The sequence below is a fragment of the Agilicoccus flavus genome (assembly GCF_014857905.1).
Classification (GTDB): Bacteria; Actinomycetota; Actinomycetes; order Actinomycetales; family Dermatophilaceae; genus Agilicoccus; species Agilicoccus flavus.
In genome coordinates, this window is sequence record NZ_JACYXE010000008.1 from 72,917 (window position 1) to 87,040 (window position 14,124).

At 74.9% G+C, this 14,124-nt stretch carries 8 protein-coding genes; 1 reads left to right on the top strand and 7 read right to left on the bottom strand.

Annotation, left to right across the window (positions count from 1 at the left end; translation table 11 throughout):
• Positions 1-120 precede the first annotated feature (120 nt).
• The 6 genes from ICW24_RS12685 to ICW24_RS12710 all read right to left on the bottom strand — a co-directional run bounded on the left by ICW24_RS12685 (position 121) and on the right by ICW24_RS12710 (position 11,202).
• Positions 121-5,715 (bottom strand): ATP-binding protein, encoded by a 5,595-nt coding sequence (locus ICW24_RS12685; RefSeq protein ID WP_226346084.1) that lies wholly within the window; start codon positions 5,713-5,715, stop codon positions 121-123.
• A 127-nt stretch (positions 5,716-5,842) separates the two neighbouring features.
• Positions 5,843-7,093: a beta-ketoacyl-[acyl-carrier-protein] synthase family protein gene (locus ICW24_RS12690; RefSeq protein ID WP_226346085.1), complete on the bottom strand. Its 1,251-nt coding sequence runs from the start codon at positions 7,091-7,093 to the stop codon at positions 5,843-5,845.
• A 187-nt stretch (positions 7,094-7,280) separates the two neighbouring features.
• Positions 7,281-7,529 (bottom strand): acyl carrier protein, encoded by a 249-nt coding sequence (locus ICW24_RS12695; protein ID WP_226346086.1) that lies wholly within the window; start codon positions 7,527-7,529, stop codon positions 7,281-7,283.
• A gap of 133 nt (positions 7,530-7,662) precedes the next feature.
• Entirely contained in the window at positions 7,663-8,766 is a 1,104-nt protein-coding gene (locus ICW24_RS12700) for a beta-ketoacyl-ACP synthase III (RefSeq protein WP_226346087.1), read from the bottom strand.
• A complete protein-coding gene (locus ICW24_RS12705; protein WP_226346088.1) occupies positions 8,763-9,704 on the bottom strand; it encodes an ACP S-malonyltransferase in 942 nt (313 codons plus the stop codon). Before ICW24_RS12705 ends, ICW24_RS12700 begins: the two co-directional genes overlap by 4 nt.
• 178 nt (positions 9,705-9,882) lie before the next feature.
• Positions 9,883-11,202: a PucR family transcriptional regulator gene (locus ICW24_RS12710; RefSeq protein ID WP_226346089.1), complete on the bottom strand. Its 1,320-nt coding sequence runs from the start codon at positions 11,200-11,202 to the stop codon at positions 9,883-9,885.
• Positions 11,203-11,366: 164 nt separating this feature from the next.
• Between ICW24_RS12710 and ICW24_RS12715 the strand changes: the two genes are divergently transcribed.
• Positions 11,367-12,539 carry a glycerophosphodiester phosphodiesterase gene (locus ICW24_RS12715; protein ID WP_226346090.1) on the top strand — a complete coding sequence of 391 codons (1,173 nt, stop codon included), beginning with the start codon at positions 11,367-11,369 and terminating at the stop codon, positions 12,537-12,539.
• A gap of 93 nt (positions 12,540-12,632) precedes the next feature.
• On the opposite strand, the gene ICW24_RS12720 is transcribed toward ICW24_RS12715, so the two are convergent.
• Complete coding sequence (locus tag ICW24_RS12720) at positions 12,633-14,120, bottom strand: inositol monophosphatase family protein (protein ID WP_226346091.1); 1,488 nt, start codon at positions 14,118-14,120, stop codon at positions 12,633-12,635.
• Positions 14,121-14,124 lie beyond the last annotated feature (4 nt).

A 14,124-nucleotide genomic window follows, 5' to 3' on the forward strand; every position in this document is an offset into this window, starting at 1 on the left:
TGCGGGGACGTGCACCGCGACCGACGCGACGGGAGGCCACCCGGGCGGGTGGCCTCCCGTCGCTGTGCCCGGCGGCGCCCGTTCGTCCGGGCTCACGCGCGGACCGGCCCGATGGCCCCCCTACCGGCGCAGCCCCGCCTCGAGGGCGGCGACGAGGCGCGGCCGCAGGTCGGCCGGGGCGACGACCTCGTCGACGGAGCCGACGCGGACGGCCCGATGGATGTCGTGGATGCCGTCGAACTCGGCGGCGACCTCCCCGAGCTTCTCGGCGCGCACGTCGCGGCGCGTCGCCTCGAGACGGGCCCGCAGGGCGGCGGCGGCCGCCCGCTCGGCGTCGGCGTCGCCCTCGCCGCGGGTGGCCGCGAGCTGCGCCTCGAGCCCGCTCACCCGGGGATCCTGGGCGGTGCGCGCGTCGACCTCGCGGGCGAACACCACCGCGGCGGCGGGGGCGCCGCCGAGGACCGACGCGTAGGACCCCTCTACGGCGAGCACCGTCATGTTCGGGTTGAGCGCCTTCGAGAAGACGACGAACGCGCCGCCGTGGTAACGGGAGACGACGCAGAAGACGATGGGGCCGTCGAAGTTGACGATGGCTCGGCCGATCTCCGCGCCGTACTCGAGCTGGAGGTTGCGCATCGACTCTGGGGAACCGTCGAAGCCGGAGAGGTTGGCGAGGACGACGACGGGCCGGTTGCCGCTCGCCGCGTTGACGGCGCGGGCCGTCTTCTTCGACGAACGGGGGAACAGGGTGCCGGCCGTGTAGACGTCGGGGCCGTCGGTGGGGGGGAAGCCGCGGCGGGGCACGGGCCGCGACTCGATCCCGATGAGGCAGACGGGGATCCCGCCGAGGTGGGCGTCGGCGACGACGGAGGTCTCGGCGTCGGCCATGCCGGCCCAGCGCTCGAGCGTGGGGTGGTCGGCGTCGGCCACCGCCCCCATGAGGGTGCGGATGTCGAACGGCTTCTTCCGGTCGGGGTTCGTCCGCGCCGAGAAGATGTCGCCGATCCGCGTGAAGCCCGCGTCCCCGGCCGGGTGCGGCGAGGTCGTCACGTCGCGGTCGACGGGGTCGGTCGTCGCCACCCGTCGGGGCCCCGCCTCGCCGGGGGCGACGTACGTGTGGTCGTAGTGCGCCATGAGGATGCGCCGCGCCCCGAGCAGGTCGGGGGCCCAGTACTGCGCCTGCCCGTTCGGGCCCATGACGCGGTCGTACCCGCCGATGCCGAAGTTGTCCTCCGCCGAGACGCCGCCGGAGAAGTCGAGCGACTGCTTGCCCGTGAGGACCATCGCGCTGTCGGGGGTCATGACGAGGATGCCCCTGCAGTGCATGAGCATCGTCGCCTCGGCGTTCCAGTACGGCTGCGCGCCGACGTTGACCCCGGCGACGACGACGTTGATCTCTCCGCCGGCCTGCGTGAACTCGACGATCCGGCGCAGGGCGCGGGCGACCCAGTCCATGTTCTCGGTGCCGGAGTCCATCGAGATCCGCGCGCCGGCCGAGACAGTGTACCACTCGAGGGGGACCCCCATCGACTCGGCGAGGTCGATCGCCGCGACGATGCGGGCGCACTCGGGCTCGCTGACCGCGCCCAGCGCCCGCAACGGGTCCCCGCAGAGCACCACCCGCGTGACCCCGTGCGGGTGCCGCGCGGTGCGCGTCGTGACGACGGCCGCGATGATCCCGCTCGTGTTGCGCCCCCGCGGCCGCTCGACGGGGACGAGGCGGCCCGATTCGTCGAGGTCGTACTCCGTGGTCGACCCGCCGGCGCCGGCGATCATCGCCTGCAGCTCGTAGGGGTAGACGAGGCCGCGGCGCCGGGCGCGCAGGACCTTGGTGGCGTAGTCGTCGAGGGGGTGCAGCGGCTCGGTGGGCGGACCCCCGAGGGTCGCGACGACCCCCGACCCGGGCGCCTTCCGGAACCGCACCGCGAGCTGGGTCTCGGTGCCGTCCGGGGAGGCCACCGGCCCGTCGACGACGACCTCCTCGATCCCCGCGCCGGCGGTGACGGGGGCGATGTCATCCTTGAGCGCCGTGAGCTGCGCGACGTCGGCCTCGAGGGTGGGCCACAGGTGGATCCACACGTAGTTCATGTCGAGGCGCACCGACTCCTCGGCGTTCGCGGCGCGGACCCGACGGATCGCCTCCCGGCAGTTGGCGACGGCGCGCTCCGCGTGCGGCAGGCCGACGACGCGGCCCGAGGAGTCGCGGACGACGGCGACCTGACGGACCTGCGCGAGCGCGACGAGGCGCTGGTCGGTCGGGTTGCCCGGAGCGACACAGCGGTACAGCAGGACGTCGGCCGGCGCGTCGAGGCGGGTCACCTCGAACTCGCGCAGGCGCCACAGGTCCAGGCGTCGCCCCACCATCGGGTGCACCCCGCGGACGAGGACGTCCTCGGTCAACGGGGAGGGTGTTCCCGCGTCGTCGGGGTCGACGGGGGCAGCGGTGCTCGCGCGGACCGTGCGTCCCTGCGGCGAGGCGGCGGGGCGGAACGTGAAGTAGCCGACCTCGCGGCCGCCGCCCGGGCAGACGGCGACCGCGACGCGCCGCACCCGGTGCGGGAACTCCAGGTCGCCGAGGATCCGGCCGATCCGGGCGGAGGCCGCGTCGGGGTCCTCCGGCGCGTCGGGCCACGACAGGTAGAGGTCGACGATGGGGTCGTGCCCGGCGGGGGTGTCGGCGAGCTTCTCCTCGACGGCGCGGAGCAGTCCGCTCCCCTCGCGCAGCTCCGCGACCCGCCCGATCGTCGTGACGAGGTGCCGCGGCACCTCGTCGAGCGTGTACTGGGCGACGGCGACCGGGCGGCCCTGCACGTGGGTCTCGGTGAGCCCGTGGAGCCCGTGCCGGCGGTAGTGACGCTTGACGAGGACCGCGAGCATCGGTTCGTCGGCGGGCAGCTCGGCACCGCCGATGCGCTCGGCGAGGAACTGGACGATCTGCTCGGGGATCTCGGCCAGCGCGTCGATCGCCACGTCCCGGGCCGGGCTGGCCGGGGTGCCGGTCAGGTCGGCGAGGCGGCCCGAGACGCCGGCGAGGACACTCGCCCGCTCGGCGTCGACGAGCGGCTGGTCGAACCACCGGAACCGGACGCTGCGGGCGAGGTCGCCCACGACGGGGAACCGGAGCTGTGTGGCGGTGACGAGGTGGGCGAGGACGTCCCGGACGCGTGCGGCGAGGTCCGGGCCGGGCGCGGGCTCGACGAGCCAGGCCCGCAGGACGGTCGTGACGACCTCGACCTCGGGGGCCGACCGCTGCTGCGCAAGGAACACGCGGAACACGGCCTCCTCGAGCGCCGGCGTGCGGTCGAACGACGTCACGCCGTAGTGGCGCAGCACGCGGGCCAGCTTGGCGCGGAACGTCTCCGGCAGCGCGCCCCGCTCGACGTCGAGACTCTGCAGGTAGGTGTGGAAGTGCTCGCGCGAGCTGTGCACCCGCACGTCGAGATGGAGTTCCTCGCCGGCGGGGCGGTTGCGGGACAGCTCGACGAAGTCGGCGAACGTCTCGAGGAGGGCCAGCTCACCCGCCGGGGGCGCGTCGGTCGGCCGGGTCCGGGTCCGCAGGTAGGCCGCGAGCGCTTGCCCCTGCTCGGCCGGCACGAGGTCGTAGCCGAGGAGCATGGCCCCGAGGTCGTCGAGGTGGTGCCCGACCCGGTCGGTCCCGTCGCCCGCGGGGTCCGGCAGGTCGAGGTCGACGGCGGAGGCGGCGTCGGCGCGCGAGCCGTCGCCGAGGGGGGCGAGGCGCACGAGCACGGCGCCGGTCTCGACCTGGCTGCCGGGGGAGACCGTCAGCTCACTCACCCGCCCCTCGAAGGGGGCCGGCAGGACCGTCTCCATCTTCATCGACTCGAGCACGAGGACGGGGGCCCCGGCCTCCACGACGTCGCCGACGGCGACCGGCGTCGCCACGACGAGCGCCGGCGCGGGGGAGCGCAGGGCCCCGCCCTCGTCGAGGACCACCCGGTGCGTGACGCCGTTCACCTCGACGAGCTGGACGGCTCCGTGGGTGGCCGTGACGAGCCGGTACGTGGTGTCGTCGATCGTGATCCGCCCGGTGAGATCGTCGATCCGGTCGGTCTGCGCGAGGACCGTGCGCTCGACGTCGCCGGAGGCGAGGTGGACCCGGTACCGCCGCGACCCGATCCGGTAGACCGTCACCTTGGCCGCGCCGCCGCGCAGCTTGAGGTCGACGGCGCGACCCGTCCGGTGCTGCACCTGCGGCCGGCCGCCGCGGGCCGTCTCGAGCAGCCGGGCCCGCTCGACCTGCTCGGCCGTCTCGTAGGCCGCGATGCCCGCCGCGACGAGCGCGACGCCGGAGTGCCGCCGCTCGGCGAGGCGGCCCTGCGCGCGGACGCGGTCGATCCAGCCCGTGTCGGCGGAGCCGTCGAGCACCTCGGGCGCCGCGAGGAGGTCGAGGACGAGCCCCTTGTTCGTCGAGCCGCCCTCGATGACGACGGTCGTCTCGTCCATGGCGCGCCGCAACCGGGCCAGCGCCTGGGAGCGGTCCCGGCCGACGGCGATGATCTTCGCGATCATCGAGTCGAAGTCCGCGGGGATCTCGTCGCCCTCGGCGACCCCGGTGTCGACCCGGATGCCCGGGCCGCTCGGCAGGCGCAGACGCGCGATCCGGCCGGGGGAGGGGGCGAAGTCGCGGTCGGGGTCCTCCGCGTTGAGGCGCGCCTCGATCGCGTGGCCCGACTCGACCGGGCGGTCTCCCTCCAGCCGCCCGCCGGCGGCGACGTGGATCTGCAGGGCGACGAGGTCGGTGTCGGTCGTGGCCTCGGTGATGGGGTGCTCGACCTGGAGGCGGGTGTTGACCTCGAGGAACGCGAAGGTGGCCTCCCCGGGGTGGTAGAGGAACTCGACGGTCCCGGCCCCGGCGTAGTCGACGGCGAGGGCGAGGCGTTCGGCGCTCGCCTTGAGCTGGGCGGTCTGCGCCTCGTCGAGCAGCGGTGACGCCGACTCCTCGAGCACCTTCTGGTTGCGGCGCTGGACCGAGCAGTCGCGCACGCCGAGGGCCCAGGCGGTGCCCTGGCCGTCGGCGACGACCTGGACCTCGACGTGCCGGGCCCCCGTGACGAGGCGCTCGAGGAAGACGATCCCCGAGCCGAAGGCCCGCTCCGCCTCCGCCCGGGTGCGCTCGTAGGCGTCGGCCAGGTCGGCGTCGGAGTCGACGCGCCGGATGCCGCGTCCGCCGCCGCCCGCGGTCGCCTTGAGCATGAGCGGGTAGCCGATGCGCGCGGCCGCGGCCGTCGCGTCCGCCAGGGTGTCAACGCCCCCGCGGCTCCACGGCGCCACGGGCACGCCGACCTCCTCGGCGATGAGCTTGGCGCCGATCTTGTCGCCCAGCCGGCGCATCGCCTCCGGGCTCGGACCGATGAAGGTCACTCCGAGGCGGCCGCACAGCTCCGCGAACGCCGGGTCCTCGGCGACGAAGCCCCAGCCGACCCACGCGGCGTCGGCGCCGCTCTCGTGCAGGGCCCGCTCGAGCACCGCCAGGTCGAGGTAGGGACGATCCGCGGCGGGGCCGAGGTCGTAGGCGTGGTCGGCCTCCCGCACGAACATCGCCCCCCGCTCGCCGCTCGTGTGCAGCGCGACGGTCTCGATCGGCCGCCCGCGGCCCGGCTCGAGCCCCGCGGCCGCGTTGAGGTCGCGGACCGCGTGGATGAGCCGCATGGCGGCCTCACCACGGTTGACGATGGCGATGCGGGAGAAGGTCACGGGGCACCTCGTGGGGTTCGGCGGTGGGCCGTCGGCGGCGACGGGCGCGCGGTCGGCGGGCGGGGCGGGTCGGCGGCAGGGACGGGACGACGCCCCCCGCGTGTCGCGAGGGGCGTCGCCGAGAGGGTCAGACGCTGGCGAAGGCCAGGGCCACGTTGCAGCCGCCGAACCCGAACGAGTTGTCGAGCGCGACGATGTCGCCGTCCGGCAGGGTGCGCGGCTGCCCGTGCACGATGTCGAGGTCGATCGCCGGGTCCTTCTCCTCGAGGTTGATCTGCGCGGGGGCCGTGCGCGTCTCGATCGCCTTGATCGTGAAGATCGCCTCCAGCGCCCCGGCCGCGCCGAGCAGGTGGCCCGTCAACGACTTCGTCGCGCTCACGGCGATGCCGTCGACCCGGTCGCCGAAGGCGGCGTGGATGGCCTTGCACTCGGCGATGTCGCCCACCGGGGTCGAGGTCGCGTGCGCGTTGAGGTGGACGACGTCGGACACGTCGATGTCGCCGCGCTGCAGCGCCTCCCGGATGGCGGCGGACGCGCCGATGCCCTCCGGCTCGGGAGCGGCCGCGTGGTAGGCGTCGTTGCTCAGCCCCGCCGACCGCAGCTCGGCGTAGATCTTCGCGCCGCGGGCCACGGCGTGCTCGTACGTCTCGAGCACGACGATCGCGGCACCCTCACCCATGACGAAGCCGTCGCGACCCACGTCGTACGGGCGGGAGGCGGTGGCCGGGTCGTCGTTGCGGGTCGACAGGGCCTGCATCGCGGCGAACCCGCCGATGCACACGGGGTGGATCGCCGCCTCGGTGCCGCCGGCGACGACCATGTCGGCCCGCCCGCTGCGCAGGGTCGTGATGGCGCTCGCGATGGCCTCGGCGCCGGACGCGCACGCGCTGACCGGGGTGTGGCCGCCGGCGCGGGCGCCGAGCTCGATGGCGACGGCACCGGTGGGGCTGTTGGCGAGCAGCATCGGCACCGTCAGCGGGAAGACGCGGCGGGGGCCCTTCTCGCGCAGGTCGTCCCACGCCTGGATGAGGGTCGTGACGCCGCCGATGCCGGAGCCGACGGCCACGGCGAGACGGTCGGGCTCGATCTCGGGGGTGCCGGCGTCGGCCCACGCCTCGCGCGAGGCGATGAGCGCGTACTGCGCACACGGGTCCTGACGGCGCAGCTCCACCTTCTTGAGGACCTCGGACGCCGGGGTCGCGAGGCTCGCGGCGAAGCGCACGGGAAGCTCGTACTGCCCGACCCACTCCTGCGTCAGGGTCTTCGCCCCGGGCGTGCCCCGGAGCAGGGCGTCCCACGTGGACTCGACGGTGCCGCCGAGCGGGGTCGTGGCTCCGAGACCGGTGACGACGATCCGGGCATCACTCGTGGTGGACATCGACGGTTCTCCTTGGGCGAGAGGGCGGGGACGGTGCGGGGGTCGAGAGTGTGTGGTGGGCGATGCGGGTAGTGACGGAGCGTGACGGGTGCCCGGGCGGGCGCCGCGGGTGACGCGCCAGGCGTCCGCGCCCGGCGCGCGGTGCCACGCCCGTGGGCGGGGTGGCACCGCGCTCGCGCGGGACGGGTCAGTCCTGCGCGCCGTGGATGAAGTCGACGGCGTCGCGGACGGTCTGCAGGTTCTTGACCTGCTCGTCGGGGATGCGGACGCCGAACTTCTCCTCGGCGTTGACGACGATCGTCATCATCGACAGCGAGTCGATGTCGAGGTCCTCGGTGAACGTCTTGTCGAGCTGGACGGCCTCCTGCTCGAGACCCGTCTCCTCGTTGATGATGTCGGCGAGACCCGCGAGGATCTCTTCCTGGCTCTGAGCCATGTGACTGCTCCTTCATCTGTGTCGGTCCGCGTGGCCGGGCCGGCCGCGCGGGCGGTGGGTGCGTCCCCGCCGCTGGCGGGTGCCGCCCGGGGGCGGCGGTGGTCCGATGCGTACCCGTCGGACCGGCGGGGGTTCAGGGGAGGACGACGACCTGCGCGGCCCACGTGAGGCCGGCGCCGAAGCCCATGAGCAGGGCGAGGTCGCCGCTCTTCGCGCGGCCCTCGCGCAGGAGACGCGCCGTCGCGAGCGGGATGGACGCCGCGGACGTGTTCGCCATGTCCGCGAGGTCGTCCCGCGCGACGACGACCCGGTCGGGCAGGCCGATCTTCTTGACGAGGGCGTCGATGATCCGCGTGTTCGCCTGGTGCGGGACGAAGACGTCGAGGTCGTCGGGCGTGATGCCGGCGGCCTCGATCGCCTCCAGCGCGACCGGCGCCATCTGGTAGGCCGCCCACCGGAACACCGAGGGGCCCTGCATGGTTAGGTACGGCCAGTACGTGTCGGTGGCCTCCGGGTTGACCCGCGCGGGCGGCGGGAGCTCGCCTCCGGCGGCGTCGAGCCCGTGCTCGGCGGTGTCGCGGAACCACGCGGCGCGGGCCGCGTTCCACCCGACGGACTGACTGATGAGCGGCGCGCCGGAACCGTCCGCCCCCCACACCGTGGCCGAGATGCCCGGCGTCGTCGACGGACCCACGAGGGCCGCGCCGGCGCCGTCGCCGAAGACGAACGCGGTGCCCCGGTCGTAGGGGTTGCGGTAGTCGGAGAGCTTCTCGGCGCCGATGACGAGCACGTGCTCCGCGCGGCCCGAGCGGACGAGGTCGTCGGCGGTCGCGATGCCGTAGGTGAACCCCGAGCAGGCCGCCCCTAGGTCGTAGGCCGCCGCGTGGCCCGCGCCGATCCGGTCGGCGACGAGGGTCGCGGCGGCGGGGGTCTGCACGTCGTGCGAGATCGTCGCGACGATGACCGCGCCGACGCGGTCCGCGGCCACGCCCGCGGCGTCCAGGGCCGCCTGCGCCGCCGAGACGGACATGTCGACGAGCGACTCGTCGGGGCCCGCCTGACGGCGGGCCGCGATGCCGGAGCGCTCCCGGATCCACTCGTCGGTGGAGTCGATGTAGCGGACGATCTCGTCGTTGCCGACGACGCGCTCCGGGCGGTGGTCGCCGATCCCGAGGATCGCGCTGAACTCCGGGCCGCGGATCGTGCGCAGGGTCGGCCTCGGCCGGTCGCCGCTCACGAGGCGGCGCCGTGCTCGGCCACGAGGGAGCGCGCCTTGTCGAGGTCGGCCGGGGTCCGCAGCGCGAGGGTCGCGACGCCCGGGAGGGCGCGCTTGGCCAGGCCGACGAGGGTGCCGGCGGGCGCCACCTCGAGGATCGCGGTGACCCCGAGCTCGGTGAAGCGCTCCATGCACAGGTCCCACCGGACGGGTCGGCGCACCTGCTCGACGAGGCGGTCGAGGACCTCGCGGCCGCCGGTGACGACCTCGCCGTCGCGGTTGGAGACCAGGGGGACGCGCGCGTCGGCGGGTGACAGGCCCGCGGCGTGGGCGGCGAGCTCGTCGACCGCCGGCTCCATGTGCGTGGTGTGGAAGGCGCCGGCGACCGACAGCCCGATGACCCGGGCCTTGGCCGGCGGTGCCGCGCCGAGCGCCTCGAGCTGCTCGGTGGTGCCGGCCGCGACGACCTGGCCGGCGCCGTTGGCGTTCGCGGCCGTGAGTCCGTGAGCGGCCAGCGTGGCGGCCACGTCCTCCGGGTCGCCGCCGAGGACGGCGCTCATGCCCGTGGGGCGAACGGCGCTGGCCTGCGCCATCGCACGGCCGCGCAGCGCGACGAGGCCCATCGCGTCGTCGGCAGCGAGCACGCCCGCCGCCGCGGCGGCGGTGATCTCGCCGACGCTGTGCCCGGCGAGCGCCCCGACCGCGCTCAGGTCCGGCCCGCTGCCGGCCGACTCGAGCAGCGCGTCGAGGGTGAGCAGCCCGGCGCCGACGATGAGCGGCTGCGCGACGGCGGTGTCCTTGATCGTCGCCTCGTCCGAGGTCGTGCCGTGGGTGAGCAGATCGACGCCGGCGGCCGCGCCGAGCCGTTCGAGCCGGTCGCGGTAGCCGGGGAGATCGAGCCAGGGGGAGAGGAAGCCGGGCTTCTGGGCCCCTTGTCCGGGGCAGACGATGACGAGCACCCCCACACTCTGGCGTAGTCGGGGCTCCGATCCCGGTCCGGGTCCCGACAAGTTTCGTCCGCTTCTTTGGAGGTTTCCTCCAAGTTTGCCGTGGCACGGGGGCGTCGCGAGGCGTCGTTTCCCGTCGATCGGGGGCCCGAGGGCTCGGAAACTCGCGGGGCGAGAGGTGGCCCGGCGCTCAGGGGTCGGGCGGGCCGTCGACGTCCGCCGGCCGCGGGCGCCGGGTCCGGGACCTGGGGACGTCGAGGGCGGCGACGGCGATCGCGGTGCGCACGACGTGCGCCTCCCGCGGATCGGTGAGGTCGTACCCGGTCACCTCCGCGATGCGCCGCAGCCGGTACCGGACCGTGTTCGGGTGCACGAACAGGTCGCGCGCCGAGGCCTCGATCGAGCGCCCGACGTGCAGGAACGTCGTCGCCGTCTCGAGCAGGGACGACCCGGCCGCCTCGAGGGGGCGGTGGATCCGCTCGACGAGGAGGTGCCGGGCCGGGGTGTCGGCGATCAGCGCGCGCTCCGGCAGGAGGTCGTCGGCCGCGACCGGGCGCGGGGCCGCGGGCCAGGCGGGCGCGGCCCGGAGGCCCGACATCGCCGCCCGCGCCGACCGCCCGGCCGCGAAGAGGCGCGGCACGCTCGGCCCGAGCACGACGGCCCCCGGGCCGAAGTGGGGGGTGAGCTGGGAGACGACCCGGGCGTGGTCGTCGCCGCCGCCGAGGACGACGACGAGCCGTCCGCCCTGCACGGCGATGAGGGTCTCGACCCCGTGCCGGCCGGCGACGTGGCGCAGGGCGGTGACCGCGTCGTCACTGCGCGTGCGCCCGGCGTGGCCGACGACGACGGTGACCGGGCCGAGCGTGCCCCACCCGAGCGCGGTCGCCCGTGAGACCGTCTCGTCGTCGCTCTCGCCGCGCACGATCGCGTCGACGACGAGGGACTCGAGGCGGGCGTCCCAGGCCCCGCGCTGCTCGGCGGCGTTCGCGTACACCTGCGCCGCCGCAAAGGCGACCTCCCGCGAGTACCGCAGGACGGCCAGCGACCAGACGGCCTGCTGATCGGGCGGCGCGAGCCGGTCGACCTCCTCCTCGACGGTCTCGACGACGGAGCGCACGAGGTCCACGGTCTGGCTCAGCGTGATCGTGCGCGTGAGCTCCCGCGGTGCCGAGCCGAAGACGTCGGCCATGAGGCGCCCCGCCCGCCCTGGTTCGCGGCACCAGCGCAGGAACTCCGAGATGCCCGCCGCGGCGATGAGACCCACCCACGACCGCTCCTGCGCCGGGAGTTCGCGGTACCAGCCGAAGCGTTCCTCGAGGCGGCGCTGCGCGGTGGTCATGAGGTCGCCGGCGGACCGCTCCAGCGTGCGCAGCGTCGCGGCCTCGTCGGCCGACGTCAGGCCCGGGGGACCGGCGGGCGGTCCTGCGGCCGGGCGGCCCGTCACCCCGTCCGCGGCCCCGTCCGCGGCCCCGTCCGGCGGCTCGTCCGGTCGCTCGTCACCGGGAGTCATGAGGGTGGAGTCTACGGAGGCGAGCGCGCCCGGTTTGTGTTCCCCCGACAATCCGGGCCTCGGCGGCCGGGAACGGCGCGTTCCCCTCCCGGTCGCCGGCGCGTCGCCGACCCGACACCCGGCCATCACCCATCCGGGGGGCGAGGGGGAGTTGACTACCGCTCATGGCTGCCACCACCCCCCGCCGCGTCGTCGGCGCCTCCCTCACGGCCCTGCTCCTCGGGGCCACGGTCGTCCCCGCCTCCGCCCTCGCGGCCGACGCGGGCGCCGACCGCTCACCCACCGCGCGCGCCGAGCGCACGCGCATGCCCGCCCCGCTCGTCGTCGCCCACCGTGGCGCCTCGGGGTACCGCCCCGAGCACACGATCGCCGCGTACGAGCTCGCCGTCGCCCAGGGCGCGGACTACATCGAGCCCGACCTCGTCCTCACCAAGGACGGGGTCCTCGTCGACCGGCACGAACCCGAGATCTCGGGGACCACCGACGTCGCGACCCGCCCGGAGTTCGCCGCCCGGAAGACGACGAAGAACCTCGACGGCACGCCCACGACCGGGTGGTTCACCGAGGACTTCACCCTCGCCGAGCTGCGGACGCTGCGCGCGAAGGAGCGACTGCCGAAGGTGCGCCAGCAGAACACGATCTACGACGGCCTGTGGCGGGTGCCGACGTTCGAGGAGGTGCTGGCCACCCGCGAGCGCCTCCAGAAGCAGCACAGCCGGCCCATCGGGATCATCCCCGAGATCAAGCACTCGACGTACTTCCACTCCCAGGGCCTCGACCCCGAGAAGGAGTTCTTGCGCCTCGTGCGGGAGTACGGGCTCAACCGGCGGCACGCGCCGCTCTGGCTCCAGTCGTTCGAGCTGACGAACCTCAAGACGATCCGCCGCATGGGCTACCGCGCCAACTCGACGTTCCTCGCGTGGACGGGCTCGGGCCCGCTCGACGGTCCGTTCGACATGATCGCCAAGGGCGACAAGCGGACGTACGCCGAGTACCTGACGCCCGCGGAGCTGAGCAAGATCGCGCGGTTCGCCGACGGCATCGGCCCCGAGAAGTTCTTCGTCATCCCCAAGAAGCCGGACGGCCGCCTCGGCGCGCCCACGAGCCTCGTCGCCGACGCCCACCGCGCCGGGCTGAAGGTGATCCCCTGGACCTTCCGCAACGAGAACCAGTTCATGGCGAAGGACTTCCACAACGGCACCGACCCCGACGACTACGGCAAGGCCGTCGAGGAGATTGTCGTCTACCTGCGCACGGGCATCGACGGGGTGTTCACCGACAACCCCGACACCGGCGTCGTCGCCCGCGAGGCGTTCCGCGCCGGCCGCGATCGCTGACCGCCGGCCGAGCCGGGACGCGACGACCCCCGCCGAACGGGCGGGGTCGTCGCGTTCCGGCGATCGGGGCGGGTCGGCCCGTGGTGTTCGGGCTCAGGGCGTGGGGCCACCCAGGGCGGCGAGCGCCTCCGAACGCCCCACGACGACGGGCGCGCCCAGCGGCATCGCCTCGCCCGTGACGTCTCGGGCGGCGCCGCGCTCGAGGGGGGCGGTGCGGATCCGGCACCCCGCCTCGAGGCAGGCGAGCAGCGCCGCGCCGTGGTCGATGGCGTGGAACTCGCTGATCGCGCAGGCCGCCGCGCGTCCGAGCGCCACCTGCGTGAGGGAGAGCGTGCCCGAGCCCATGATGCGCAAGGTCGCGTCCGCGGCGACGCAGGCGTCGTAGAACCGGTCCAGCCCGGGCCACCAGCGGTTCCCGTGCAGCTCGGTGAGCACGACGCCGCCGCTCAGCGGGGTCTCGGGGCGCTCGACGGGCAGCCCGTCGATGCGGACGCCCCCTCCCGCGACCGCATCGACGACCTGCCCGGTCCCGTGGTCGACGACGACGCCGACGACGGGGCGACCCTCGTGCACGAGGCAGAGGGAGAAGGAGGAGAAGGCGAGCCCGGCCGCGAAGTTCGTCGTCCCGTCGACGGGGTCGCAATGCCAGCTCCACGCCGAGTCCGGTCCGGAGACGCCCGCCTCCTCACCGACGACGCGATGGGTGGGGAAGGCGGAGGTCAGGATCTCGCGCACGCGTGTCTCGACGGCGCGGTCGACGTCCGTTACGAGGTCGGCGGCCCCCGACTTGGTCTCGACGCGCCGGGCGCCCGCCCGGGAGCGCCGCAGGGCGAAGCCGGCGAGATCGAGGGCGACATCGCGCGCGCGGGCGAGGTCGGCGGGGATCGCCCGCGGTGGACCGGCGGCGACGACGGCGGCGAGCAGGTCGATGCGATTCGTCGTGATCGAGTCGACGCCGAGGTCGACGAGCAGCGCCATCGCCGCCGGGTCGTCGATGGTCCACACCGACTGGGCGAGCCCGAGGTCGTGGCAACGCCGCAGGTCGGATGGGGTCAGCTCGCTCCCGTCGCTGTTGAGGTGGTCGGGGCGGAGCCGCCCGACGAGCTCGCGCAGGTCGTGCTCGTCGACCCCCTCGGTCGCGAGGTAGATCGACGCGTCGGCGTCGAGGCCGCGCACGACGAACATCGCGAGCGTGTCGCCGCACCAGGCGACCTGCCCCCGCCCCGGATGGGCCGCGACGACCGCGTGCGCGCCCTGCGCGATCGCGGGATCCGGCACGTCCACGAGCAGGCGGACGCCCGTGCCGGCCACGAGGTCGAGCACCTCGCTCAGGCGCGGGATCCGGTCGCCGCCGCACCGCAGCTCCGCCACCTGCGCCATCGTCTGGTCGCGCACGGCGCTCGGGCGGCCCCAGATCCGGGCGGTCGTCGCGTCGTGCAGGACGATCGGCACGCCGTCCGCGGTGATCCGGACGTCGATCTCGATCGTCGCGACGCCGGCCTCGAGCGCGGCGGCGACCGCCGGCAGGGTGTTCTCGAGGTGGGTCCACGATTCGCCGCGGTGGGCGCAGATCTCGACCATCGCG

Excerpts from the sequence above, each read along its gene's own strand:
- ICW24_RS12690 (WP_226346085.1), bottom strand. The coding sequence starts at position 7,093 with ATGTCCACCACGAGTGATGCCCGGATCGTCGTCACCGGTCTCGGAGCC.
- ICW24_RS12695 (WP_226346086.1), bottom strand. The coding sequence starts at position 7,529 with ATGGCTCAGAGCCAGGAAGAGATCCTCGCGGGTCTCGCCGACATCATC.
- ICW24_RS12710 (WP_226346089.1), bottom strand. The coding sequence starts at position 11,202 with ATGACTCCCGGTGACGAGCGACCGGACGAGCCGCCGGACGGGGCCGCG.
- ICW24_RS12715 (WP_226346090.1), top strand. The coding sequence starts at position 11,367 with ATGGCTGCCACCACCCCCCGCCGCGTCGTCGGCGCCTCCCTCACGGCC.
- ICW24_RS12720 (WP_226346091.1), bottom strand. The coding sequence starts at position 14,120 with ATGGTCGAGATCTGCGCCCACCGCGGCGAATCGTGGACCCACCTCGAG.